Source organism: Hymenobacter coalescens, from assembly GCF_054783195.1.
Window position 1 is genome coordinate 118,473 of sequence record NZ_BAAGRA010000001.1, and the last position, 23,019, is coordinate 141,491.

The following is a 23,019-nucleotide window of genomic DNA, read 5'->3' on the forward strand; positions in this document are numbered from 1 at the left end:
TTTGTACCTATCTTGGTCGGACGCTCACCACTTCTCGTCGATGCCCAGCCCGAACAGGGCAAAGTCGTACTTCACCGGATCGTGCGAGTCGAACTGGCGCAGCTTGTCGGTCAGCTCCGTGGCGGCCTGCCAGTCGGTTTGCTTGCGGGTAAGCAAGCCCAGGCGCCGGGCCACGCGCTCCACGTGCACGTCGAGGGGGCATACGAGGTCGGCAGGCGAGAGGCGCTGCCACAGGCCGAAATCGACGCCGTGCGCGTCGCGGCGTACCATCCAGCGCAGGTACATGTTTACGCGCTTGCAGGCCGAGTTGCGCGCGGGCGTGGCCACGTGCTTGCGGGTGCGCTCGGGGGCGTCGGGCAGGCTGAAAAACAGGTGGTGAAAGTTCTCAAGTCGCTCGCGCTGGGTCTGGCCGTTCAGAAAGGCGTCTTCCAGCGTGTCGTGCTGCTCGTAGTACCAGCGCAGCCAGTGCACGAAGTACAGCAGGTCGGTGTCGCAAAAGGTGCGGTGGCAGAAGCGCTCCAGGCGGCGCAGGTCGTCGTCTTGGTGGTGCAGGATGAACTCGTGCGGGGCGTTGTCCATGCGCGCGAGCAGTTCGTCCATCTTCTTGAGGATGATGCTGCGCTTGCCCCAGGCCAGCAGGGCCGCGAACAGGCCGCTGATTTCGATGTCGGCGCGCTGCGTGAAGCGGTGCGGCAGGCTGATGGGGTCCGGGGCAATAAAGGCGGGCTGGTCGTAGCGGCGGTACCGGTCGTCGAGCAGGACCTGGATTTCGGCGTGGGTCACTGGATGTGAGCGTGCTTAGCCAAATTATGCCGAGCACAGAGCAGTTGAATGTTATCAGCCGTTAAAGAAGAACCGCCTTTCGAGAATGGGATAACGTGGTCGAAATGCAAGTTATCGGTGCTCCCGCACGATACGCAACGCCCTTTGTCGCGCTTCCAAACGGCTTGTTTTACTACAGCCGGAATTAATCGATTATGCGTCAGATCCGGTAATACCTCTTGAGCCGGGTGCTCTTCGTCGCTTAGCAAGTGTAGCTCAAATTTGAAGACCTGGCGCAGACCATCTGATTGCCGCCAAGCATCGACCAGCGCAAAGACGCCATTATACACCCATATGCCGTCCTTGATCTTTTCATACACCCGGATATGGTCAGGAGCCAAAGTGCCGGCCTTTGCCGCCAAAGCTGCTTGGAGAAACTTCCCATTCTCCGTAGGCTTGCCGCTGGGCAGAAATTCAGGCTGATCTACAATTTTCGGGTTGGAAGCGAGGTTGCGAGCTGCATCATGCCCTTCGTAAATAAGCACACGGCCGGCATTACGCAACTCGTCCGCATAAGGGGCTCCGGGGCGCACCGACATCAAAATGACCGAGTGCCGCCCGTGCAAGCGGAAGTTCATTCCGCGCTGCAAGCTAGTATTCTCCACCCAGCACGTTTCCGCGTGGGTCAGCACGTCACCGGCCTGAATATCAGCTCGTGGCGTTACTCTCATTACTCCGGCAGGTAGGAAGTTTCGACGCGGAAGCGCTGATCGGGCGTGTTCAACTTGGCCACGGCCTTTTTGGACAAGCGAATGAGCACCGCGGCGTTGTCGCCGGTGTCGGGCAGCTTGCCGATGACGCGCACGTACACCACCTGCCCGTTCATGATGTTGCGCACCATCATGATGGTGCCCACCGGCGCGGTTTTGTGCAGGGCGAGGTACTTCTCGGAGTTGCCACCCTCGATGACGGCCGCGAGGCCGCTTTCCGTCACTTTGCGTACCACTTCACTGGCGCGCGTCGGCTCCTTTTCCTCTTCGGCGGGGCTGGCCGGCGTGGAGGTGCCCGCTACCGGGCTGCTGGCGGCCGGCGTTTCGCGGATGGCTTCGCGCTCCGCTTCCCGCTCTTTGGCCCGCTCCTTTTCGGCTTCGTCGTCGCGCTCGGGCCGGGCGGTGGGCGGGGCAGCGGGCTTGGGCGCGGCAGCCACCGGCTCGGAGGCCGGGCTAGCGGCAGCTCCGGCAGCGGGCACGATGATGAGCGTCTGGCCCACGCGCACGCCGCCGCCGGCGGGCAGCTTGTTGTAGCGCTGCAGGTTGGCCGGGCTCACGCCAAACTTGCGCGAAATGGCAAACAGCGTCTGGCCGGCCTGCACTTTGTACACCTTGTTGCCGGCCGCGTCGGTGGCGAGGCCGCGGGCAGTGGCCGAAGCCGGAGCGGCCGCGGCTTTCGGGGTGGCCGCAGCGCCGGAAGTGGCGGGCAGCACGGCGCGTACCCGCGGAATCAGCACTTCCTGGCCCGACACGAGCGCGCCTTTGATGCTGGGGTTGGCTTCCATGATCTGCTCCACCGAGACGCGGTAGCGCCGGGCCAGCCCGTAGAGGGTTTCGCCGGGCGCTACGCGGTGGCGCACGAAGGTTTTGTTTTGCCGCACCACCACGCCCACCGAATCGGGCGGGGCGGGCAACTTATGAGCTGCAGCGGCAAGGGGCAGCAGGAAAAGGCAGAGGGCGGAGAGAGTCAGCGGAATTCGGGGCATACGAAGGGGAGCGTACGGCGCAGGGCGCGGCGTCGTTCGACGCAGGTTGGGACAACACCGCCGCCGCGCTACATCGGCGAAAGATACGGAAAGTTGCCTGCGGCGCAGGATTTTGACTAGTATCGTGCCAATTTTGCCCGGCTTAGTCCAACCACTCCGCAACGGCTCTGCCCAGTCGACCTGTTCCGGATTTTCCCTTTTCCGCCTCATGCTCAGCATCGGTATCATCCCCGCCCGCTACGCCTCTACCCGCCTGCCAGGCAAGCCGCTCATCGACCTCGGCGGCAAAACCATGATCCAGCGCGTGGTGGAACAGGCCCGGCAGGCCGCGCTCAGCCGCGTGGTGGTGGCCACCGACGACGAGCGGATTCTGCGCCACGTGCAGGACTTCGGCGGCGAGGCCGTCATGACCCGCCCCGAGCACCCCAGCGGCACCGACCGGGTGTGGGAGGCCTACGACCAGCTCGGCGTGACGGCCGACTGCGTGGTGAACATCCAGGGCGACGAGCCTTTCGTGCAGCCGGCCCAGATCGACGCGCTGCTGGCCCTTTTTGCCGACGCCGGCACGCAGATCGGCACATTGGTCAAGCCGGTGGTGAGCCAGGAAGAGCTGCTCAGCCCGCACTTGCCCAAGGTAGTGCTCGGTGCGCAGGGCGAAGCACTGTACTTCAGCCGCCAACCCATCCCCTACCTGCGCCAGTACCCCGAAGTAGAGTGGCTGCAGCACCACTGTTACCTGCGCCACCTCGGGCTGTACGCCTACCGTCCCGCCGTGCTCGAACAGCTCACGCGCCTGGCCCCGGCCCCGCTGGAGCTGGCCGAGTCGCTGGAGCAGCTCCGCTGGCTCACCCACGGCTACCAGATCCGCACGGCCGAAACCGAGCTGGCCACCATCGGCATCGACACCCCGGAAGATGTGACGCGGGCATTGCGGGAACTCGACGCGCGGGCCGGGCGCTAACGAAAGCCGATCAGGGAAGCAGCGCGCCCCTCGTCAGGCCGGGCGGTTAGGCCCTTCGCCATCTGCTTTGGCTTGCACGGCCTCTTCGGCCATGGAGGCCTGCTCCTCCTTCATTTCCCGCGAGAGAAAGAAGTTCAGGGCCGTGCGGATTACGGCAATAGCGCCGAGCTGCCCGATCTGGGCCCAGCTGGGCGCTATGGCGGTCGAGAGGATATCGGCGCCGAGCTGAAACTCCAGCGCCAGGGCTAGGTAGCGGGCCAGCGAGAGGCGCACGGCGGTGAAGTTGGCGGGCTTGCGGCGCAGCAGCATGGGCAGTAGCTGTACCAGGGCCGTCAGAATGCCCACCCCGATGACACCCGCGCCCACGGCTTCTACGCCCAGCTTCAGCCACTGCACCAGCCCCCGCACCGAGCCTTCCACGAGCTCAAATCGGCTAATCATTTCGGCGGGTTGAACAGTGGGCATGGCAAGGAATGTGGCCGGTATACGGCCGAAGCTGCCTCTTTGGCTGAGGTGTTCCGCACCGCGTAAAATTCCGCGTTAGCCCCCCGCCTTTTTGGCTTTGTAGCCCAGCTTGAGCAGCTCCGCCAGCACTTTTTCGCGGAAGTCGCCCTGGATCAGGATTTCCCCGTCTTTGGCGTTGCCGCCCACGCCGCACTTGGTTTTGAGGGTTTTGCCCAACGCCTGCAGGTCTTCGTCGCGGCCCACGAAGCCGGTTATCAGCGTCACCTGCTTGCCGCCGCGCTGCTTTTTATCGAGCTGCACGCGCAGCTGCTGCTGCTGCGGGGGCAGCGTGGCGGCGGTGGGCTCGTCGTTGTTTTGGTATTCGAAGTCGGGATTGGTGGAGTACACCACCCCGGTACGGTTCTGCTTGCTCATCTAGGGGAATGGTTAAATTATCTGATGATTAAAGGGTTGATTGTTCTGGCAGGTCGATTCGCTTACGTTGGCGGATTCGGCAGCAGGTCGCCGGCGCCAAGCCGGCCGCCTACCCGTCGACCACCGCTACAGGCGGGCTCCGCACCCGTCAACGGCCCTGGTTCGGGCTACTAGAACGACCAGCCATTTAGCCATGCAGCCCTTTAGCAATCAAACTTACTTAAACGCCGCGCCGACCACCACGGGCAGGGCTAGGGGCTCTACGTCGACCGTTACTTCGCGGGCCTCCCCGGCAAAGTCGCCGTCGAGGTGAAAGCCCAGCGGCTCGGGCGTGCTCACACGCACGCTCCGGGCCGTGTGGTACACCACCGCCCCGGAGGTCGGCAAGTCGCCTACGGCCAAGCCGTAGGCCACGCGCAGCGCCCGCGCCAGCGGCAGCTGGTCGATCAGGCACACGTCGAGCAACCCGTCGCGGATGTCGGCCAGCGGGGCGATGTAGGCGTTGTTGCCGTACTGGGCGGCGTTGGCGAAGGCCAGCACGTAGCAGTGCGAGCTAAACCGGTGCTCCCCGCCCAATTCGATTTCCACCGGCGTGGGCTGGTAGCGGCCGTACTCGCGCAGCGCCACGCGCACATAAGTGGCCAGTCCGCGGGTACCCGCTTCGGCAAAGCAGCGGCTCACGTGGGCATCGAAGCCCAAGCCCGCCGTGCAGAAAAATGGCCGCCCGTTCAGCCGCCCCACGTCGATGGGCACCACCCGCGGCTGCCGCAGCAGGGCCACGGCCGCGGCCGGCGCCAGCGGAATGCTTAGGTGGCGGGCCAGGCCGTTGCCGGAGCCGCGCGGCAGTACTGCCAGCGCTGCGCCGGTGCCTAGCAGCCCGCGCCCCACCTCGTTTACCGTGCCGTCGCCGCCCACCGCCACCACGATGCCGAAGCCCTCGGCCGCGGCCGCGCGGGCCAGCTCCTCGGCGTGGCCGGCGTACTGGGTGGCGCGCACTTCGTAGTGCAGAGCGTAGCTTTTGCCCAGTTCGCGGTGCAGCAGGCCGGGCAGGTCGAAGCGCCGGTTGGTACCCGAAATCGGGTTAAAGATGAAGCACAGGCGCGACAGGTTGGCGGGCATAGGGCGGCAAAGATAGATTGGCGACGAGAACGGATAGCTAACGGGTGGCATCGGATGCGGCCCGGCCGATGGTCCGGACAAGCAACACGAGGCCACAACGGCCAGAGCGGCCGTTGTGGCCGATTACGCGCAATAAAAAAGCCAGCCCCGCCGAAACGGAACTGGCTTTTCTATGGAATCAGCCGCAGCTTACTTCACCATGTTGCCGAGCTTCTCGATCAGGTCGGCGGTGCGGGTGGAGTAGCCGGTTTCGTTGTCGTACCAGCCCACTACTTTCACCAGCGTACCGTTGGCCGAGGTCAGCTCCGAGTCGAAGATGCAGGAGTGCGGGTTGCCCACGATGTCGATGCTCACCAGCGGGTCGGTCGAGTACTCCAGGATGCCTTTCAGCTCGCCTTCGGCGGCTTTCTTCACGGCCTCGTTGATCTGCTCCTTGGTTACTTCCTTTTTCAGGACCACGGTCAGGTCGGTCGTCGAGCCATCCGGAATGGGCACGCGCATGGCCACGCCGTCGAGCTTGCCCTTCAGGTGGGGCAGCACCAGGCCCACGGCCTTGGCGGCACCCGTCGAGGTCGGGATGATGCTGTAGGCAGCGGCGCGGGCGCGACGCAGGTCCTTGTGGGGCGCATCCTGCAGGTTCTGGTCGGAGGTGTAGGCGTGCACCGTGGTGATGTAGCCTTTCTCGATGCCGAACGCGTCATCCAGCACCTTGGCCATCGGGGCCAGGCAGTTGGTGGTGCACGAGGCGTTGGAGAGGATGGTCTCGTCGCCGGTCAGGATGTTTTCGTTCACGCCCAGTACTACCGTGGGAATGTTGCCGGTAGCCGGAGCCGAAATCACGACCTTTTTGGCACCGGCGGTCAGGTGCTGGCCTGCGCCGGCTTCGTCGGTGAAGCGGCCGGTCGATTCGAGCACCACGTCCACGCCCATGTCGCCCCAAGGCAGCAGCTTCGGGTCGCGCTCGGCGAGAGCGGCGATGCGCTGGCCGTTCACGGTCAGGCTGTTCTCGTCGTAGGTCACGGTGCCGTCGAAGCGGCCGTGCACGGAGTCATACTTGAGCAGGTGCGCCAGCGTCTTGTTATCCGTCAGGTCGTTGATGGCGACAACCTCCACGTTGGGGCGGCTCAGCAGCGACTTGAACGTCAGGCGGCCAATGCGGCCGAAGCCGTTGATGGCAACTTTGATTTTAGCCATAAGGGGAAAGGAAACTGTTAGGGCCCCAAGCTCCGGGCCGATGGAGAGAATGCGCGGCGAAGGTACACGCCTCTGGGAGAAATGCCAACACGGCGCCCGGGCGGCGCGAGTTGGCGGCCCGTTTGCCGTCGGGCGGTACAACTGCCCGGCAGGGTGGAAGGTTGCCCGGGGCGGCCGCATCAAGACTAACAAATGTTTGTTAGAAGCTAAAAAGGCGGTAAATTAGCCCCGCGCGCCCTTCCTCCCATGTTCCCCACCCGCAAGCCCAACCGCCGTCAGCTCATCCTCGACGAAGCCGCCAAGCTGTTCAAACAGAAGGGCTTCGGCGGCACGTCCATGCGCGATTTGGCGCGCGAGGTAGGTATGGAAGCGGCCAGCATGTACAACCACATCAAGTCAAAGGACGAAATCCTGGATCTGATCTGCACGCGCATCGCCGGCATCTACATTTCGCAGCTGGCCGACATCGAGCAGACCGAGGCTTTGTACGCCGACAAGGTGAAGGCGCTGATTCGGCTGCACATCCGCCTGATGGTGGAGGACGGCGCGGCCGTTTCGGTGGCCAACAACGACTGGAAGTACCTGCCGGAGCCGCAGCTGACGGCTTTCAAGGAGGCGCGTAACAGCTACGAGAAGGGCTTTGCGCGCCTGATCGAGCAGGGCATTGCCGCCGGCGAGTTTCAGCCGGTCAACGTGTCGGTGGCCCTGTTCACCATTCTCTCGGCCGTGCGCTGGGTGGAGCTGTGGTACCGCCCGGGGCGTGAGCTGTCGGCCGAAGAGCTCGAAGACCACATCATCACCATGCTGCTGACCGGATTAGCCAAATGAGTGGTTGCTGATTGTTGATTGCTGGTTGTTGGACGTTCAGACGCGCCAAAACCAACTAACAATCAACCATTAACAATCAACAATTAAACACACATGAGCCGTTTTCATAAAGTCCGCATCAAGAGCATCGTCCGCGAAACGCCGGACTGCGTGAGCGTAGCCCTGGACGTGCCCGCCGACCTGCAGGACGCGTTTCGCTTTACCCAGGGCCAGTACCTCACGTTTCGCCGCGAGCTGAACGGCGAGGAGCTGCGCCGCTCCTACTCCATCTGCTCCTCGCCCCTCGACGGCGAGTGGCGCGTGGCCATCAAGCAGGTACCCGAGGGCCGTTTTTCTTCGCACGCCGTGCAGCAGTTGCGCGTGGGCGAAGAGCTGGAGGTGATGCCGCCCATGGGCCGCTTTTACACCGAGCTGCACCCCGCGCACCAGAAGCTGTACGTGGCCTTCGCGGCCGGCTCGGGCATCACGCCGGTTATGTCCATCGTGAAGACGGTGCTACTGACGGAGCCCAACAGCCAGGTGTACCTGATTTACGGCAACCGCGGGCGCAACTCCATCATCTTCAAGGAGCAGATTGAGGCGCTCAAGAACAAGTTCGTGGACCGTTTGAGCGTGTACCACATCCTGAGCCGGGAACACGGCGACGCGGACCTGTTTTTCGGCCGTATCGACAAGCAGAAAACCCAGCAGTTCCTCTCCAAGATCATCCCGCCGCAGGAAATCGACGAGGCCTTCATCTGCGGCCCGGAGGAAATGATTCTGGGCGTGAAAGAGGCTCTGACCGAGGCCGGCGTGGCCGCGGAGAAGATTCATTTCGAGATGTTTACGGCGGCCGACGGGGGCAAGCGTGCCGCGGAGCGGCAGGCCCAGCGCCCGGCGGGCGAAGACGACAAGCACAGCCGCGTGACGGTGCAGCTAGAAGGCACGAAGCACCCGCTGGAAATGTCGTACTACGGCGACACGATTCTGGACGCGCTGCTGGAGCGCGGCATTGACGCGCCGTATTCGTGCAAGAACGGCATGTGCAGCACCTGCCGCTGCCGCGTAACGGAAGGCACGGTGGAAATGGACGTAAACTATTCCCTCTCCGAAACCGAAATAGCCAAGGGCTACGTGCTCAGCTGCCAGGCCCGCCCGACGTCGGAAAAGGTCAGCGTGGATTTCGACCAGTAAGCGCCGCGCGGGCTGGCGGCCCCGGTGATGACCAAAAGCGACCTGCCCGGCGGCTCGTCTCGACCCGACATGGCGCGCAAGGAGCCCGAAGGCGTCCCGCCCGCAAAATTTTTCTACTTTCAACTAACGCCTGTTAGTTACTCTTTGTTAAGGAGGCATGGAAACCCTGGAAGTCAACCTCGAAGAACAGTTTCAGACCCGCATCGACGCCGACGTGCGCATCGAGCCCAAGGACTGGATGCCCGAAGCCTACCGCAAGACGCTGATCCGGCAGATTTCGCAGCACGCGCACTCCGAGCTGGTGGGCATGCTGCCGGAGGGCAACTGGATTACGCGGGCTCCTTCGCTGAAGCGCAAGGCCATCTTGCTGGCCAAGGTGCAGGACGAAGCCGGCCACGGCCTCTACTTGTACTCGGCCGCCGAAACGCTGGGTGCCTCCCGCGACCAGATGCTGGCCGACCTGCACTCGGGCAAAGCCAAGTACTCGAGCATCTTCAACTACCCCACGCTGAGCTGGGCCGACATGGGCACCATCGGCTGGCTGGTGGACGGGGCGGCTATCCTGAACCAGGTGCCGCTGTGCCGCACCTCCTACGGCCCCTACGCCCGCGCCATGGTGCGCGTGTGCAAGGAGGAGAGCTTCCACCAGCGCCAGGGCTTCGAAATCATGCAGACCCTGTGCGAAGGCGCGCCCGAGCAGAAAGCCATGGCCCAGGATGCCCTGAACCGCTGGTGGTGGCCCACGCTGATGATGTTCGGCCCCAAGGACGCTGACTCGCCCAACACCGAGCAGTCGATGAAGTGGCGCATCAAGCGCTTCACCAACGACGAGCTGCGCCAGAAGTTCGTGGACATGATGGTGCCCCAGGCCGAGTTTCTGGGCCTGACCGTGCCCGACCCCGAGTTGAAATGGAACGAAGCCAAGCAGGGCTACGACTTCGGCGACGTGAACTGGCAGGAGTTCTGGGACGTGGTGAAGGGCAACGGCCCCTGCAACCGGGAGCGGCTGCAGGCCCGCGTGCAGGCCCACGAAGCCGGCGCCTGGGTGCGCGATGCTGCCCTGGCCCACGCCGAGAAGCGCGCCCAACGCGAACAATCGGCCAAGGCAGTAGCCTAACGCCAACGGGCGTTCCAGCGGAGCTTGCTGAAGCTTCGCTGGAACGCCGCCATTACCCAACGATTCTGCATTCCCCCTCTCAACATGACTCAGAAAGAATGGCCCCTGTGGGAAGTATTCATCCGCAGCAAGCAGGGCCTCGACCATAAGCACGTGGGCAGCCTGCACGCCGCCGACGCCGAAATGGCCATCCAGAACGCCCGCGACGTGTACACGCGCCGTTTGGAGGGCGTGAGCATCTGGGTGGTAGAAAGCAAGCACGTGCACGCTTCCAATCCCGATGATTCGGCGGCTTTCTACGAGCCGGCCAACGACAAAATCTACCGCCACCCCACGTTCTACACGGTGCCGGACTCCATCAAGCACATGTAACCCGGCGCCGCCATGTACGCATCCACCGATAGCATTACCCTGCCCGACGTGACGCCGGAACTGCGCCAGCAGCTGTTTCAGTACGTGCTGCAGCTGGCCGACACCAGCCTGATCCTGGCCCACCGCCTGTCGGAGTGGTGCGGGCACGGGCCCATCTTGGAGCAGGACCTGGCCATGGCCAACATCTCGCTCGATTTGCTGGGCGAGGCACGCAGCTACTTTCAGTACGCCGCCGAGCTTGAGGGCCAGGGCCGTACCGAGGACGACCTGGCGTACCTGCGCGCGGCCGTGGAGTACAAAAACCCGCTGCTGGTGGAGCAGCCCAACGGCGACTTTGCCCACACCATCGTGCGGCAGTTTCTCTACGACTGCTTCCACTACCACCTGCTGCTGCATTTGCAGCAAGGCCCCGACCGTCACTTGGCCGCCATTGCCGAAAAATCGGTAAAGGAAGCGGCCTACCACCTCAAGTGGAGCTCCGAGTGGGTGATTCGCCTCGGCGACGGCACCGACGAGAGCCGCCGCCGCCTCGAAAAGGCCTTGGACGGCCTCTGGCGCTACCGCGGCGAGCTGACCGCGCCTACCGCCACCGAGCAGGCCCTGCAGGCCGCCGGTTTCGTGCCCGATTACGCGGCCATCGGGCAGCAGGTCGAGGCGCACGTGGCGCGGGTGTTTGAGGAGGCTACGCTGGCGGTGCCGCAGGGCGTGTTCATGCAGAAGGGCGGCAAAGACGGCCGGCACTCCGAGCACTTGGGCTACCTGCTGGCCGAGCTCCAGTACGTGCAGCGCGCATACCCCGGCATGAAATGGTAGAACCGGCCACGGCCCCGACTGAGGAGCGCATCTGGCAGCTGCTGGAGGAGGTTTCCGACCCTGAGGTGCCGGTGCTCAGCATCCTGGACCTGGGCATCGTGCGCGGGGTGCGGGTGGAGGACCAGCAGGTCCACGTCACCATCACGCCCACCTACGCCGGCTGCCCGGCCATGAACACCATTGCCACCGACATCCGGCTGCGGCTGCTGGCCGAGGGCATCACCCAGGTGCAGATTCACAACCAGCTCAGCCCGGCCTGGACCACGGCCTGGATGTCGGAAGCCGGCAAGCGCAAGCTGGAGGCCTACGGCATTGCCCCGCCCCTGGAAGCGACTGGCCACGTGCTGAACCTGTTTGGGCAGGCCGAGGCCATCCGGTGCCCGCATTGCCGCTCCGCCCACACCAAGCTCGTCAGCCAGTTCGGCTCCACCGCCTGCAAGGCCCATTACCAGTGCCTCGACTGCTTGGAGCCGTTTGATTACTTTAAGTGTCACTAACTCCCCGCATGGACAAGATTACCATCGGCATCATCGGCAGCGGCGCCATGGGCGCGGGCATTGCCCAGGTGGTGGCCCAGGCCGGCCACCCCGTCTGCCTGTTTGATCTGAACGCCGCCGCCCTGCAGCGCGCCACCGCCGGCCTGAGCACCAACCTGCGCAAGCTGGCCGAGAAGGGCAAGCTTGCTCCGAGCGAGTGCGAAGCCGCCATTGGCCGCGTGCGCTACTGCAACGACTTGCGCACCTTTGCCGACTGCGGCCTGGTTATCGAAGCCATTGTGGAGGACCTGGCCGTGAAGCAGGCCGTGTTCCGCGACGTGGAAGCCATCGTGTCGGCCGACTGCGTGCTGGCCAGCAACACTTCGTCGCTTTCTATTGCCTCCATTGCCGCCGCCTGCCAGCGGCCGGAGCGCTTTATCGGCATTCACTTCTTCAACCCGGCCCCGCTGATGCAGCTGGTGGAAGTCATTTCGGCGGTGCAAACGCGCGCCGGCTTGGCCGAGCAAACGCGTGAACTGGTGCAGAGCTGGGGCAAGCTGCCGGTACTGGCCAAGGACACGCCGGGCTTTATCGTCAACCGCGTGGCCCGCCCCTACTACGGCGAGGCCCTGCGCCTCTACGAAGAAGGCGTGGCCGACCTGGCCACCATCGACTGGGCCATGACCGAGCTGGGCAGCTTCCGCATGGGTCCGTTCGCGCTGATGGACTTTATCGGCCACGACGTGAACTACCGCGTGACCGAGTCAGTGTTCACCTCGTTTTTCTTCGACCCGCGCTACAAGCCGTCCTTTACCCAGAAGCGGCTGTTCGAGGCCGGCTACTACGGCCGCAAATCGGGCCGCGGCTTCTACGATTACCGCGAAGGCGCCGAGCTGCCCGAGCCCACCCGCGACGCCGCGCTGGGCCAGCAGATTCTGCGCCGCATCCTGGCGATGCTCATCAACGAGGCCGTGGACGCGCTGGCGCTGAACGTGGCCTCCCGGGAGGACCTAGAGCTGGCCATGACCAAGGGCGTTAACTACCCCAAAGGCCTGTTGGCCTGGGCCGATGAGCTGGGCCTGCCTGCGGTGCTCGAAACGCTTGACGCGCTCTACGAGGAATACCACGAGGACCGGTACCGCGCCAGCCCGCTGCTGCGCCGCCTCGTGAAAGCCAACCAGACCTTTTTCCCGCGCGAAACACCCGCCGCTGCCGTCCACTAAAGCCCGCCCCGGCCGGGTCGCAACTATTGATCTGAGGCTGCGGACAGGTTTCGGCGCGTGTTGCTCCTGGACTGAATGGGCCCTACCTCGGCTGCTACCTGATTCGTTCGGCTCGGTGATTTCTCATTTGGCTGCGTCCGCAGGCTGCAGTCAGGCGCTGCCGGAAAGTCAGGACGCGAGCCTACGTCAGTTGCTTCGCGGCTACGTGCTTTCATCGTCCTGAACCCACCTTATTTCTCCTTCCATTTCTCCTCCCATGAACCAAGCATACCTGGTCGACGGCATTCGCACTCCCATTGGCAACTTCGGCGGCTCGCTCGCCCCCGTCCGCCCCGACGACATGGCCGCGCTGGTCATCGAGGAACTGCTGCGGCGCAATGCCTCGGTGGACCCGGCCGCCATTGCCGACGTGATTCTGGGCTGCGCCAACCAGGCCGGCGAGGACAACCGCAACGTGGCCCGCATGGCCCTGCTGTTGGCCGGCCTGCCGGTATCGGTGCCCGGCGAAACGGTGAACCGCCTGTGTGCATCGGGGCTCTCGGCCGCCATTGCCGCCGCCCGCGGCATTCAGTCCGGCGACGGCGACCTGTTCGTGGCCGGCGGGGTGGAAAACATGACCCGCGGGCCGCTGGTCATCAGCAAGGCCAGCACCGCCTTCGGCCGCGACTCCGAAATGGTGGATTCCAGCTTCGGCTGGCGCTTCGTCAACCCCCGCATGAAGCTGCAGTACGGCATCGACGCCATGGGCGAGACGGCCGAAAACCTGGCCGAATGCGACCAGATCAGCCGCGAAGACCAGGACCGGTTTGCTTACACCTCACACCAGCGCGCCACCCAGGCTCGCGACAACGGCCGCTTTGCCGCGGAAATCGTGCCGGTGCCCATTCCGCAGCGCAAGGGCGAGCCGCTGCTCTTCGCGCAGGACGAGTTCATCAAGTCCAATACCACGCTCGAAGGGCTGGCCAAGCTGCGCCCGGCCTTTCGCCCGGGCGGCACCGTCACGGCCGGCAACTCGTCGGGCCTGAACGACGGCGCGGCGGCCCTGCTGCTCGCTTCCGAAGACGGCCTGAAGCGCCACGGCCTCACCCCGCGGGCCCGCATCGTAGCCATGGGCGTGGCCGGCGTCGAGCCGCGCTACATGGGCATCGGGCCGGTGCCAGCCTCGCAGCAGGCGCTGAAGAAAGCCGGCCTGACGCTGGACCAGATGGAGCTGATCGAGTTCAACGAAGCCTTTGCCGCGCAGGTGCTGGCCTGCACGCGGGCCCTGGGCCTGGCCGACGACGACCCGCGCATCAACCCCAACGGCGGCGCCATTTCGCTGGGCCACCCGCTGGGCATGAGCGGCGCGCGCATCCTGAACACGGCCGCGCTGGAGCTGCACCGCCAGCACAAGCGCTACGCCCTCGTGACGATGTGCATCGGGGTGGGCCAGGGCTACGCCGCCATCATCGAACGGGTATGATCTACGCGTTCAACGGCTTTATCCCGGTCGTGCACGAATCGGCCTTCGTGCACCCGCAGGCCACCGTGACGGGCAACGTCATCATCGGCCGCCACGTGTACATCGGGCCCGGGGCCGCCATCCGCGGCGACTGGGGGCAGATCATCATTGAGGACAACTGCAACGTGCAGGAAAACTGCACCCTGCACATGTTTCCGGGCACCACCGTGCGGCTGCGGGAAATGGCCCACATCGGCCACGGCGCCATCATCCACGGGGCCACCGTGGGCCGCAACGTGCTGGTGGGCATGAACGCCGTCATCATGGACCGGGTGGACATCGGCGACGAGTGCATCATCGGCGCGTTGAGCTTCATCAAAGCCGATGAGGTGATTCCGCCGCGCAGCCTGGTGGTGGGCAACCCGCACAAGATCATCCGGCAGGTGAGCGACGAAATGCTGGCTTGGAAAACCGAGGGCACCCGCGTGTACATGCAGCTGCCCGCCGACCTGCACGCCACGCTGCAGCCCTGCGAGCCGCTGCGCGAAGTGCCCGCCGACCGGGCCGTGCAGCCGGGCAGCTACCGCACCTGGGCCGAGCAGAAAGGCACGTAAACCAGCCGGCAAAATCGAGGCTAAAACAAAAGGCCGCCCAGCTAAGCTGAGCGGCCTTGTTGTAGTCCGTAGGGGAATCGAACCCCTGTTGGCAGAATGAAAATCTGCAGTCCTAACCCCTAGACGAACGGACCAGGTACAAACGGCATCGGAGTAGTCCGTAGGGGAATCGAACCCCTGTTGGCAGAATGAAAATCTGCAGTCCTAACCCCTAGACGAACGGACCAGATTACGAGGCCGTTGCCGTTTGATGGTGCAAAGATAGTAGGCGCAGCTTTCAGCGCAATGCCTGGGGCCGAAAAAAAGGCCACTCCGCGAAAATACGGCTGATTTTCAGGCTAAAAATTTTCAAACGCCGCCAGAATCCCCGGTTTTGCACGGCGCCGGCCCTGGCCCTGCAGGCGAAGCCTAATCCTTTTGCCAGCCGCCTGCGTAGTGCTTTGGCCCGGAACTGCCTGCGTGGTTTCGGCCCGTTCCTGCTCTTCACGCTCTGCCCCTTCCCACCCCATGGACGTTTACCACGAAATCCTGCCCGACCGCTACGTGCTGCTCCTGGCCGACAGCCCCACGCCGGCTCCCGGCACGGCGGCCGACACGCTGGCCCGCTGCCTGTTGCAGGCCTGCCGCAGCGGCAAAACCAGCGTGTGGATCGACTGCAGCCGCCTGCACCACCTGCCCACCGCCGCCCGCGACCTGCTGCTGCGCTACCAGAAGCGCCTGGGGCGGCGCGCCGTGCGCCTGGTGCTGAGCCCGGCGTCGGCCGCCGTGCACGCCGCTTTCGCCGACGTAGCGCCGGAGGCTCGGCCGGAAATGGCCAGCGAAGAGCCCGCCTAGCCCCGCCGGTGGCGCGGCAAAACTTCTTGCGGAGCGCGCGGTTGTTCGGGGTCCTTCCTCCCCTACCTTCCCTCCATGAAATTGCTGTTCGGTTACCTGCGCCAGTACTGGGGCCTATTGGCGTTGGCCTTGCTGCTGGCGGCCATCAACCAAGTCTTTTCCCTGCTGGACCCTTACATCTTCCGGCAGATCATCGACCGGTACGTGGCGCCCGCGCTGCGCAGCCCGGAGCGGCCGGGCCTGACGGCTTTTCTGACGGGCGGCGCGGGCCTGCTCATTCTGCAGGCCATGGGCGTGGCCATGGTGTCGCGCATCGCCAAAAACTTCCAGGATTACTACGTTAACGTCATCACGCAGCGCCTGGGGGCCCAGCTGTATTCCGACGGGCTCAGCCACTCGCTCGACCTGCCTTACCAAGTGTTTGAGGATCAGCGCTCCGGCGAAACACTCGGCAAGCTGCAGAAGGTGCGCTCCGACGTGGAGAAGCTGATCCAGAACTTCGTCAACGTACTGTTTACCTCGCTGGTCGGCATCATCTTCGTGATGTGGTACGCGGCGTCGGTGTACTGGCCCATTGCGCCCGCGTACTTCCTGACGATTCCGCTGCTGGGCTTCGTCAGCTCGCTGCTCAGCAAGAAGATCAAGACGGTTCAGAAAACCATCGTGGCCGAAACCACGGCCCTGGCGGGCGCCACCACCGAGAGCCTGCGCAACATCGAGCTGGTGAAAAGCCTGGGGCTGGCCCAGCAGGAAACCCAGCGCCTGAACGGCACCACCGACCGCATTCTGAAGCTGGAGCTCAAGAAGGTGCGCTACATCCGCTCCCTCTCGTTTGTGCAGGGCACCTTCGTGAACCTGCTGCGCAACGCCATCCTGCTGATGATGCTGTTTCTGGTAGTGCAGCACAAGATTACCATGGGCGAGTTTTTCTCGCTGTTCATTTACTCCTTCGCCATCTTCGGCCCGCTGCAGGAACTGGGCAACATCATCAACATCTACCGCGAAACGGAAGCCTCGCTGGCCAACTTCCAGCAGATCCTTGATACCCCGCGCGACGTGAAGCCCGCCGCGCCCAAGGCCATCGGGGAGCTGCAGACGCTGGCCTTTGACGACGTACACTTTCGCCACCTCACGGCCAACACGGCGGCGCTGGACGGCATTTCGTTCCGCACCGAGCTGGGCCAGACGGTTGCCTTCGTGGGCCCCTCGGGCTCGGGCAAAACGACCCTGGTCAAGCTGCTGGTGGGCCTGTACCCGCCAGCCCAGGGCCGTATTCTGTACAACGACGTGCCCGGCGACCAACTGGACCTCGACGCGCTGCGCGAGCAGATCGGCTTCGTGACCCAGGACCCGCAGCTGTTTGCCGGCACCATCCGCGACAACCTGCTCTTCGTAGCGCCCCAGGCCACCGACGAGGAATGCCTGCGCGCCCTGCACGAAGCGGCCGCCGACTCGCTGCTGCGCCGCGCCCCGCTGGGCCTGGACACGGTTATCGGCGAAGGCGGCGTGAAGGTATCGGGCGGCGAAAAGCAGCGCCTGAGCATTGCCCGTGCCCTGCTGCGGCGCCCCACCCTGCTGGTCTTCGACGAGGCTACCTCCGCGCTGGATTCGCTTACGGAAGAGGAAATCAGCCGCACGGTGCGGGATTTGTCGGCCACGCGGCGCCACCTCACCATCCTGATTGCCCACCGCCTGAGCACCATTCTGCACGCCGACTGCATCTACGTGCTGGAGCGCGGCCGCATTGTGGAGGCCGGCCGGCACCAGGAGCTGCTGGAGCGCAAAGGCCTGTACTACGCCATGTGGCGCCAGCAGATCGGCGAGCGGCAGCGCCCGACGGCCTTAGCTGCGGCGCCAAACGGCGCGCCGCAACACGCCGGGCAGCCGGCATAGGCCGCGCAACCTCGGCGGTAGGTAATACAATGTAAACTCCCCTCAATGAAAACGTCCTGCCCGGATAATTCCAGACAGGACGTTTTCGACGTTGCTAACTGCGCTTCTGGCTGCAGCGCACCTTGAACTTCAACCCGTTTGGTGCTTCCGCTTAGTGCTGCACCAAGACGCGCTGGCGCAGCACGCTACCGTTGCCAGCCTGCCACTGCACCAGGTACACGCCGTTACGCAAATCGGCGACGGGCACTTCGACGACGGATGTCGCGGCGGGCAGCGGCAGCGTACGCACGACGCGCCCCGCCGCATCCAGCAGCCGCACCTGCCCCGGCGCGCCGTTGTCCACCACCGGACCGCGCAGCCGCAGCACGTCATTGGCCGGGTTGGGAAAAGCCTGTAACTCGGTCTCGGCAGCCGAACCGCTCACGGCGACAGGTTCGGAAAAGTGCTCCGGCCCGTCGATGTCCACCTGGCGCAGCCGGTAATAGCGCACCTGAGCGGCCGCGAGGGCCCGGGCGTCGGTGGCGGTGTATTGACGGCGCACAGTGCTCTGGCCGGCGGCGGCTACGCGGGCTACTTCCCGCCAGCGGCCAGCCGTGGTGGGGTCATCCGAGGCTTCCACCGCAAAATAGGCGCTGCGCTGCTCACTGGCCGTTTCCCAGCGCAGTTGCACGCCCGGCAGCGCCGGTTCGTAGCGCCCCGCGAAGCTCAGCAGCTCAACCGGGAGCACCGTGCTCGGCAGCAACTGCAGCAACGACGCCCCGCAAGGATTGGTACTATTCAAACTGAAGTCAATCACGGCCAAGCCGGCGGCCACGTCGCTTTCGAGGCTCAGCGTGCGCGACTGTTGGCCGTTGGCAATGGCGTAGTGCATCACGGCGCCGGGCCGGATGATGTGGCCCAGTTGATGCGCGTGGCCTTGCTCGTGCAGCGCCACGCTCTCAAAATCGTACTGCCCGGATGCCGGGGCCGCCGCCGCGAAGTTCCAGTTGGTGGTGTTGCTGAAGATGTAGTCCATTTCGACCACCGACCAATACGTGACGCCGCCGGTGATGCAGCCGCGGTAGCGCGAAGTGGTGCGCCCCAGCACGTTGGCCGGCAGCTCGCTACCGGTGTCGAAGCGCACAATGTTCACCTCGTCGTCGGCCACGGTGCTGGTGCTGGCCGTGGCCCCCACACGCAAGTTCAGCCGGGTGGTGCCCTTCCAGGTGGTCAGGGCCCGCTCAAACGCGCCCCGCGCGGCCGTGTTAGCTGCGAAGTTGGCGTCGTATTGCAGGGTGTAGCCGCCTTGCGCGTCGTCGTTGACGAGGCGGGCCCGCACCGCCGGCGTGCCGATGTTGGAGTACGAATACACCACGCTCAGCGCGGCGGGGCTACTCGCGGTCAGGCCGTTGGCATCGGTTACCCGAAACACGCCGGAGCCGGCGCCGCCGCCGGTGGCTTTGGAGGGCACCCGCACCTGAATCTGGGTGTCGCTCCAGAGCACGTAGTCAACCGCGTTGGCGGCCACGTAGGATTGCCCGCCCTGGTCGGCATTCAGAAACTCCACCTTGCTGCTGCCCCCCTGCGTGCCGAACCCCGAGCCGGTGATGGTGAGCACGCTGCCGGTTCCGGCGCTTATCGTGGCGGGCAGAAATGCACTGATGATCGGAGCATTGCCGCGCGCGGCGGTGGCTTTGGCGGCGCTGGCGACGGCCTCCAGCTGCGCGTTGGTCTTTACCTGACGCAGCCGCTGCCCGGTGCTGCGCTCCACGGCCGGGTACAGCTCTTCTTCGATGGAACGGTAGCGAGCAAAAGGCTCGGCAGCCGTCAGCGAACCGGCTTCGTAACGCACAAACCCCTGCGGGCCGGCTACCAGTCGGTAAGCCTGTCGGTCGGGCCCGGCGGGATTGGGCTCCAGGAAAAACACCCCCTGCTGCCCCACACTCAGCTCCGCAGTGCCTGTTACTTCTTCGCGGCGCAACCCGAGGGTGCCGCCGGGCTCGGCCAGCCGCACCCCCGCAGCGGGCAACTGGCCCGCAAACACTTTGTACACCTCCAGCTCGCTCAGGGTAAAGATATTGCCGCGGGCATCAGCTACGGCCTGTTGTCCGGCCACGCGGGCTTCCACCACCACGGCGGCAGCGGCAGCGCGCTGGCTCAGCGACGCCGGCACCAGCATGCAGGAAGCATCCTGCGCATGAGCTGAAGTAGCCACAAGGGCCCGCAGGCAAAGGAACGCGGCGAAAAGTTGGCGCTTAATCATGGGCTCGGCTTTGTACTTGTCCGGGAACAGGCCCGCTCGTTACTGGGGCTTGGCGTTGAACAACTACGCGCCAAAGAGAATTCAAATTAACAGTTATTCTACGAAACAGTAAACGAAAACACCAGCTCCTTGCGTTATACCCCTGATGCCCGTACGCGCCCAGCGTGCGTATTTCTGGCAGCATAATTGCAAATACAGCATTCAAACCAAAAGGATTTTTTCATGAACCACGCCCGCACTTTCCGCCGCCTGCTGGCCAGCTCGCTCCTCGCGTTGGGGCTGCTGACGGGCGGCTCGGCTTCGGCCGCTCAGCCGGCTCCGCAGCGCGATGTGCTGCGTGAAATTACCGATGTCGTAGGCCTGAAGCCCCGTTTTCAGCTCCGCGCCACCACTCAAGTCGAAAACGCGGCGGCCGTGGTGTACGGCGGCCAGCGCTTTCTGCTCTACAACCCCAACTTTGTGGCGGCCGTGAACCGCGCCAGCCGTACCGACTGGGCCGGCGTGAGCATTCTGGCGCACGAAATGGGCCACCACCTGAACGGCCACACCCTGCAGGGCGGCGGTTCCAATCCCTCGGACGAGCTGGAAGCCGATGAGTTTTCGGGCTTCGTGCTCCGCAAGATGGGCGCCAGCCTGGCGGAGTCGCAGAAGGCCATGGCCCTCGTGTCGCAGGACTACGACTCGCCCACGCACCCGGGCCGCCCGTCCCGCCTCGCCGCCATCGGCCGGGGCTGGCAGCAGGCCAATGGGCAAATCGTGGCCAGCGCCCGCACCAGCGCTCCGTCGGCCCAGCCGGTCGCCATTGCGCCGCGCCCGGTGGCCCAGCCCGCCGCTTCCAACATCAGCTTTGTGGGCAAGCTCACCTTCCGCGACAATCCCGCCGAGCCGCTGTACGTGACCAAAGGCCTGAACGTGGTGCGCCTCGACCGCGACGACCGCACCGCCGCCGTGGTGGGCCGCCTGACCCGCTCCAGCAGCTCGGACTTTCCCTTCGTGCTCATCGACGGGCAGCAGCGCCGCCTGTTTGTCAGCGCCCAGGGCGGCATTTACACGCCGCAGGGCCAGCAGGTCGGCCGCTTGTCGGATCCTTCGTAACGATTCAGGCTTCCGCCGCCATGGAACGCCCGCTGCCGCATTTGGCAGCGGGCGTTTTGGCTTAGTAGGAGGTGCTTATGCGGCCGGCCGGCCCGGGCCGGTGCATGCTTGGGCGCCGATGCCTTTATTTGCCGACCGATACTCCCGTTTTCATGCCTACTACCTACCCTTTCCTGCTGGTCGACGCTTTCACGCAGCAGCCGCTGGGCGGCAACCCCTGCGCCGTGGTGCTCGATGCCGAAGACCTGACAGACGAGCAGATGCAGCGCCTCGCGCGCGAGTTCAACCAGTCGGAAACCGTGTTTGTGCGCCGCCCGGCCCAGGGCGGCGACGTGGCCGTGCGCTACTTCACGCCCGCCGAAGAAATCCCTCTGGCTGGTCACCCCACCATTGCCACCGCCGTTGCGCTGGTGCACGCCGGTCGGGTGTCGGTCAGCAACGGGCCACGGGAGCTGCAGTTTGAGCTGCGCGAAGGGCCCATTCGCGTGGGCATCGAGCCGGCCACGGCCACCGCGCCGCTGCAGGTGACCATGACGCAGCGCCAGCCCGTGTTCGGCACCGTGCACGACGCAGCGGCGGTGATGCCCCTTTTCGGCCTTACGCCCGACGACGTGCTGCCCGGCGCGCCTATCCAGACGGTGAGCACCGGCACGCCCCAGCTGATGGTGCTGCTGCGCGACCATGACGCGCTGCGCCGCGCCCGCACGCCCGAGGTAGCCGCCTACAGCCGTTACCGCGCCGCCAGCGACTTTTTCAGCCCGCACCTCTTCTGCCTCGGTGGCGCCACCGCGGCGGGCAGCACCTTTGCCCGGCACTTCGGTACGCCGCCCGACATCATGGAAGACCCCGTTACGGGCTCGGCCACGGGCGCCATGGCGGCTTACCTGCACCAGCACGGCTACCTCACTCAGCCCGAATACGTGGCGGAGCAGGGCCACTGGCTGGGCCGCCCGGGCACCGTGCAGGTGCGCGTGGCCGCAGCCGCCGGCGCCATTCACACCGTGCAGATCGGCGGTACGGGCGTGGTGCTGGTGGAAGGCGCCCTGACGCTCTGAGCCGCCAACAGAGGCCGAGCGCCGGGCGGGGCCGGCAGGCAACTCTAAGCTCGGCAATGGGGTTATGAAGAGCGTCGCGGGAGAGCCTGCGGCGCTCTTCACTTTTCTACTGCTTTAGCCGTGCCCGAATTACCCGAAGTCGAAACCTACCGCCGCTTTCTCGACGACCTGCTGCTCCAGCAGACCATTGCGCACTTCGAAGTGCTCGACGCGCACGTGCTGGCCGCGCCCGAAGCGGTCCTGCGCGCAGCCACGGTGGGCGCGACCGTCACTGGGACGCGCCGGCTGGGCAAGAACTGCTTTCTGGAGCTTTCCACCGGGCAGGTTCTAGCCCTACACTTCGGCATGACCGGCGACGTGGGCGCCTACCGCGACGACCACGACCGCCCGCGCTTTACCCGGGTGGCGCTGCACCTGGCCGACGGACTGCGCATCGCCTTCATCGATCCGCGCAAGTTTGGGCGCATCCGCCTGGCGGGCAGCGTGGCGGAGTACCAGCGCCTCAAGAAGCTGGGCCCCGACGCCCTCGAGCTGACAGCGGCCGAGTTGAGCGCTGCGCTGGCCCGCAAGAAAACGCTGCTCAAACCCTTGCTGCTCGATCAGCGCCTCACGGCCGGGCTCGGCAACTGGATTGTGGACGAGGTACTGTTCCAAGCCGGGCTGCACCCCGAGCGCGTGGCCGGCTCCCTCACACCTTCCGAAGTGCAGGCGCTGCACGCCGCCATTGCTTTGGTGCTCACGACGGCTATCGAGCAGGAAGCCAACTACCGCCAGTTTCCCACAACCTTTCTGATCCACGCCCGCGAGTGGGACGCCTACCCGGTGCCCGGATCGGACTCTTATAAGTATTGCCCCAAAGACCAGGAGGCAATTGTAAAAAAGTATGTCGGTGGGCGTGCTACTTACTACTGCCCTACTTGCCAGAAAGAACAATAAGCAGTAGCTTTCCTAATTAACACTAAGCAAAAGCCGCTCTGCGAGTTACGCAGGCGGCTTTTGCATTCTACCTACATTCGAAAGTACAATTGCAAATTGCATTGAATTTTACAGATATAATGTTTGAATTATTGACTTTTTCCGCGAAAAGCCGAACCATATCTAGTAGCTTAGCATTGTGACGCCAACGCAAGGCCAGCCACCGTGGCCTTTGGCGTGAAGTTGGAATGTGTAAT

General features: G+C 64.7%; 23 protein-coding genes and 2 tRNA genes. 15 read left to right on the top strand and 10 right to left on the bottom strand.

Features of this window, described 5'->3' with window-relative positions; genetic code table 11:
* Positions 1-24 precede the first annotated feature (24 nt).
* From ACYVKQ_RS00520 to ACYVKQ_RS00530, 3 genes are read right to left on the bottom strand one after another with little or no spacing between them, the layout of a single operon-like run.
* Complete coding sequence (locus ACYVKQ_RS00520; protein ID WP_460574523.1) at positions 25-783, bottom strand: DUF2400 domain-containing protein; 759 nt, start codon at positions 781-783, stop codon at positions 25-27.
* Entirely contained in the window at positions 780-1,493 is a 714-nt protein-coding gene (locus ACYVKQ_RS00525) for an HNH endonuclease (protein WP_460574525.1), read from the bottom strand. The genes ACYVKQ_RS00520 and ACYVKQ_RS00525 overlap by 4 nt, the downstream gene beginning before the upstream one ends.
* A complete protein-coding gene (locus ACYVKQ_RS00530) occupies positions 1,493-2,518 on the bottom strand; it encodes a LysM peptidoglycan-binding domain-containing protein (protein WP_460574527.1) in 1,026 nt (341 codons plus the stop codon). Before ACYVKQ_RS00530 ends, ACYVKQ_RS00525 begins: the two co-directional genes overlap by 1 nt.
* Positions 2,519-2,726: 208 nt before the next feature.
* Here ACYVKQ_RS00530 and kdsB point away from each other — a divergent pair, with 208 nt between their 5' ends.
* Positions 2,727-3,479, top strand: a complete 753-nt coding sequence (gene kdsB, locus ACYVKQ_RS00535; RefSeq protein WP_460574529.1) for a 3-deoxy-manno-octulosonate cytidylyltransferase — start codon at positions 2,727-2,729, stop codon at positions 3,477-3,479.
* Positions 3,480-3,512: 33 nt separating this feature from the next.
* Here kdsB and ACYVKQ_RS00540 read toward each other — a convergent pair whose 3' ends face one another.
* The 4 genes from ACYVKQ_RS00540 to gap all read right to left on the bottom strand — a co-directional run bounded on the left by ACYVKQ_RS00540 (position 3,513) and on the right by gap (position 6,671).
* Positions 3,513-3,944, bottom strand: coding sequence for a DUF1622 domain-containing protein (locus ACYVKQ_RS00540; protein ID WP_460574531.1), 432 nt, complete (start codon positions 3,942-3,944; stop codon positions 3,513-3,515).
* 75 nt (positions 3,945-4,019) lie between these two features.
* Positions 4,020-4,358, bottom strand: coding sequence for a translation initiation factor (locus ACYVKQ_RS00545; RefSeq protein WP_460574532.1), 339 nt, complete (start codon positions 4,356-4,358; stop codon positions 4,020-4,022).
* A 216-nt stretch (positions 4,359-4,574) separates the two neighbouring features.
* Positions 4,575-5,477, bottom strand: coding sequence for a diacylglycerol/lipid kinase family protein (locus tag ACYVKQ_RS00550; RefSeq protein ID WP_460574534.1), 903 nt, complete (start codon positions 5,475-5,477; stop codon positions 4,575-4,577).
* Positions 5,478-5,666: 189 nt separating this feature from the next.
* Positions 5,667-6,671: a type I glyceraldehyde-3-phosphate dehydrogenase gene (gene gap / locus ACYVKQ_RS00555; protein ID WP_460574536.1), complete on the bottom strand. Its 1,005-nt coding sequence runs from the start codon at positions 6,669-6,671 to the stop codon at positions 5,667-5,669.
* 246 nt (positions 6,672-6,917) lie between these two features.
* Between gap and ACYVKQ_RS00560 the strand changes: the two genes are divergently transcribed.
* The 9 genes from ACYVKQ_RS00560 (at position 6,918) to ACYVKQ_RS00600 (ending at position 14,728) form a co-directional block, all read left to right on the top strand.
* Complete coding sequence (locus tag ACYVKQ_RS00560) at positions 6,918-7,499, top strand: TetR/AcrR family transcriptional regulator (protein ID WP_460574538.1); 582 nt, start codon at positions 6,918-6,920, stop codon at positions 7,497-7,499.
* A 93-nt stretch (positions 7,500-7,592) separates the two neighbouring features.
* Entirely contained in the window at positions 7,593-8,672 is a 1,080-nt protein-coding gene (paaE, locus tag ACYVKQ_RS00565; RefSeq protein WP_460574540.1) for a 1,2-phenylacetyl-CoA epoxidase subunit PaaE, read from the top strand.
* 157 nt (positions 8,673-8,829) lie between these two features.
* The gene (gene paaA, locus ACYVKQ_RS00570; RefSeq protein ID WP_460574542.1) at positions 8,830-9,789 is read left to right on the top strand and encodes a 1,2-phenylacetyl-CoA epoxidase subunit PaaA; all 960 of its coding nucleotides are present in this window, start codon (positions 8,830-8,832) and stop codon (positions 9,787-9,789) included.
* Between the two features lie 84 nt (positions 9,790-9,873).
* Positions 9,874-10,161, top strand: coding sequence for a 1,2-phenylacetyl-CoA epoxidase subunit PaaB (gene paaB, locus ACYVKQ_RS00575; protein ID WP_460574544.1), 288 nt, complete (start codon positions 9,874-9,876; stop codon positions 10,159-10,161).
* Positions 10,162-10,173: 12 nt separating this feature from the next.
* A complete protein-coding gene (paaC, locus tag ACYVKQ_RS00580; RefSeq protein ID WP_460574546.1) occupies positions 10,174-10,974 on the top strand; it encodes a 1,2-phenylacetyl-CoA epoxidase subunit PaaC in 801 nt (266 codons plus the stop codon).
* Positions 10,968-11,471 (top strand): PaaD family protein, encoded by a 504-nt coding sequence (gene paaD / locus ACYVKQ_RS00585; RefSeq protein WP_460574548.1) that lies wholly within the window; start codon positions 10,968-10,970, stop codon positions 11,469-11,471. The genes paaC and paaD overlap by 7 nt, the downstream gene beginning before the upstream one ends.
* 8 nt (positions 11,472-11,479) lie before the next feature.
* Positions 11,480-12,673 carry a 3-hydroxyacyl-CoA dehydrogenase NAD-binding domain-containing protein gene (locus tag ACYVKQ_RS00590; protein WP_460574550.1) on the top strand — a complete coding sequence of 398 codons (1,194 nt, stop codon included), beginning with the start codon at positions 11,480-11,482 and terminating at the stop codon, positions 12,671-12,673.
* A 256-nt stretch (positions 12,674-12,929) separates the two neighbouring features.
* Positions 12,930-14,135 (top strand): thiolase family protein, encoded by a 1,206-nt coding sequence (gene pcaF, locus ACYVKQ_RS00595; RefSeq protein ID WP_460574552.1) that lies wholly within the window; start codon positions 12,930-12,932, stop codon positions 14,133-14,135.
* Complete coding sequence (locus ACYVKQ_RS00600) at positions 14,132-14,728, top strand: acyltransferase (protein ID WP_460574554.1); 597 nt, start codon at positions 14,132-14,134, stop codon at positions 14,726-14,728. The genes pcaF and ACYVKQ_RS00600 overlap by 4 nt, the downstream gene beginning before the upstream one ends.
* Before the next feature lie 62 nt (positions 14,729-14,790).
* Here ACYVKQ_RS00600 and ACYVKQ_RS00605 read toward each other — a convergent pair.
* Together ACYVKQ_RS00605 and ACYVKQ_RS00610 are read right to left on the bottom strand one after the other, a co-directional pair.
* A tRNA-Glu gene (locus tag ACYVKQ_RS00605) sits at positions 14,791-14,862 on the bottom strand.
* A 20-nt stretch (positions 14,863-14,882) separates the two neighbouring features.
* Positions 14,883-14,954: transfer RNA gene (locus ACYVKQ_RS00610), tRNA-Glu, on the bottom strand.
* 281 nt (positions 14,955-15,235) lie between these two features.
* On the opposite strand from ACYVKQ_RS00610, the gene ACYVKQ_RS00615 reads away from it, so the two are divergent.
* Together ACYVKQ_RS00615 and ACYVKQ_RS00620 are read left to right on the top strand one after the other, a co-directional pair.
* Positions 15,236-15,562 carry an STAS domain-containing protein gene (locus tag ACYVKQ_RS00615; protein ID WP_460574556.1) on the top strand — a complete coding sequence of 109 codons (327 nt, stop codon included), beginning with the start codon at positions 15,236-15,238 and terminating at the stop codon, positions 15,560-15,562.
* Between the two features lie 75 nt (positions 15,563-15,637).
* Entirely contained in the window at positions 15,638-17,455 is a 1,818-nt protein-coding gene (locus tag ACYVKQ_RS00620) for an ABC transporter ATP-binding protein (RefSeq protein WP_460574558.1), read from the top strand.
* Positions 17,456-17,606: 151 nt separating this feature from the next.
* On the opposite strand, the gene ACYVKQ_RS00625 is transcribed toward ACYVKQ_RS00620, so the two are convergent.
* Positions 17,607-19,649 (bottom strand): IPT/TIG domain-containing protein, encoded by a 2,043-nt coding sequence (locus tag ACYVKQ_RS00625; protein WP_460574560.1) that lies wholly within the window; start codon positions 19,647-19,649, stop codon positions 17,607-17,609.
* A gap of 270 nt (positions 19,650-19,919) precedes the next feature.
* Between ACYVKQ_RS00625 and ACYVKQ_RS00630 the strand changes: the two genes are divergently transcribed.
* The 3 genes from ACYVKQ_RS00630 to mutM all read left to right on the top strand — a co-directional run bounded on the left by ACYVKQ_RS00630 (position 19,920) and on the right by mutM (position 22,783).
* Positions 19,920-20,792 carry a M48 family metalloprotease gene (locus ACYVKQ_RS00630; protein WP_460574562.1) on the top strand — a complete coding sequence of 291 codons (873 nt, stop codon included), beginning with the start codon at positions 19,920-19,922 and terminating at the stop codon, positions 20,790-20,792.
* A 152-nt stretch (positions 20,793-20,944) separates the two neighbouring features.
* Complete coding sequence (locus ACYVKQ_RS00635) at positions 20,945-21,847, top strand: PhzF family phenazine biosynthesis protein (protein ID WP_460574563.1); 903 nt, start codon at positions 20,945-20,947, stop codon at positions 21,845-21,847.
* A gap of 120 nt (positions 21,848-21,967) precedes the next feature.
* Positions 21,968-22,783 carry an Fpg/Nei family DNA glycosylase gene (gene mutM, locus ACYVKQ_RS00640; protein WP_460574565.1) on the top strand — a complete coding sequence of 272 codons (816 nt, stop codon included), beginning with the start codon at positions 21,968-21,970 and terminating at the stop codon, positions 22,781-22,783.
* The last annotated feature ends 236 nt before the right edge of the window (positions 22,784-23,019 follow it).

Bases quoted from the DNA above. Each gene is read 5' to 3' on its own strand.
- ACYVKQ_RS00525 (WP_460574525.1), bottom strand. From the start codon at position 1,493: ATGAGAGTAACGCCACGAGCTGATATTCAGGCCGGTGACGTGCTGACC.
- ACYVKQ_RS00530 (WP_460574527.1), bottom strand. From the start codon at position 2,518: ATGCCCCGAATTCCGCTGACTCTCTCCGCCCTCTGCCTTTTCCTGCTG.
- kdsB (WP_460574529.1), top strand. From the start codon at position 2,727: ATGCTCAGCATCGGTATCATCCCCGCCCGCTACGCCTCTACCCGCCTG.
- ACYVKQ_RS00540 (WP_460574531.1), bottom strand. From the start codon at position 3,944: ATGCCCACTGTTCAACCCGCCGAAATGATTAGCCGATTTGAGCTCGTG.
- ACYVKQ_RS00545 (WP_460574532.1), bottom strand. From the start codon at position 4,358: ATGAGCAAGCAGAACCGTACCGGGGTGGTGTACTCCACCAATCCCGAC.
- ACYVKQ_RS00550 (WP_460574534.1), bottom strand. From the start codon at position 5,477: ATGCCCGCCAACCTGTCGCGCCTGTGCTTCATCTTTAACCCGATTTCG.
- gap (WP_460574536.1), bottom strand. From the start codon at position 6,671: ATGGCTAAAATCAAAGTTGCCATCAACGGCTTCGGCCGCATTGGCCGC.
- ACYVKQ_RS00560 (WP_460574538.1), top strand. From the start codon at position 6,918: ATGTTCCCCACCCGCAAGCCCAACCGCCGTCAGCTCATCCTCGACGAA.
- paaE (WP_460574540.1), top strand. From the start codon at position 7,593: ATGAGCCGTTTTCATAAAGTCCGCATCAAGAGCATCGTCCGCGAAACG.
- paaA (WP_460574542.1), top strand. From the start codon at position 8,830: ATGGAAACCCTGGAAGTCAACCTCGAAGAACAGTTTCAGACCCGCATC.
- paaB (WP_460574544.1), top strand. From the start codon at position 9,874: ATGACTCAGAAAGAATGGCCCCTGTGGGAAGTATTCATCCGCAGCAAG.
- paaC (WP_460574546.1), top strand. From the start codon at position 10,174: ATGTACGCATCCACCGATAGCATTACCCTGCCCGACGTGACGCCGGAA.
- paaD (WP_460574548.1), top strand. From the start codon at position 10,968: ATGGTAGAACCGGCCACGGCCCCGACTGAGGAGCGCATCTGGCAGCTG.
- ACYVKQ_RS00590 (WP_460574550.1), top strand. From the start codon at position 11,480: ATGGACAAGATTACCATCGGCATCATCGGCAGCGGCGCCATGGGCGCG.
- pcaF (WP_460574552.1), top strand. From the start codon at position 12,930: ATGAACCAAGCATACCTGGTCGACGGCATTCGCACTCCCATTGGCAAC.
- ACYVKQ_RS00600 (WP_460574554.1), top strand. From the start codon at position 14,132: ATGATCTACGCGTTCAACGGCTTTATCCCGGTCGTGCACGAATCGGCC.
- ACYVKQ_RS00615 (WP_460574556.1), top strand. From the start codon at position 15,236: ATGGACGTTTACCACGAAATCCTGCCCGACCGCTACGTGCTGCTCCTG.
- ACYVKQ_RS00620 (WP_460574558.1), top strand. From the start codon at position 15,638: ATGAAATTGCTGTTCGGTTACCTGCGCCAGTACTGGGGCCTATTGGCG.
- ACYVKQ_RS00630 (WP_460574562.1), top strand. From the start codon at position 19,920: ATGAACCACGCCCGCACTTTCCGCCGCCTGCTGGCCAGCTCGCTCCTC.
- ACYVKQ_RS00635 (WP_460574563.1), top strand. From the start codon at position 20,945: ATGCCTACTACCTACCCTTTCCTGCTGGTCGACGCTTTCACGCAGCAG.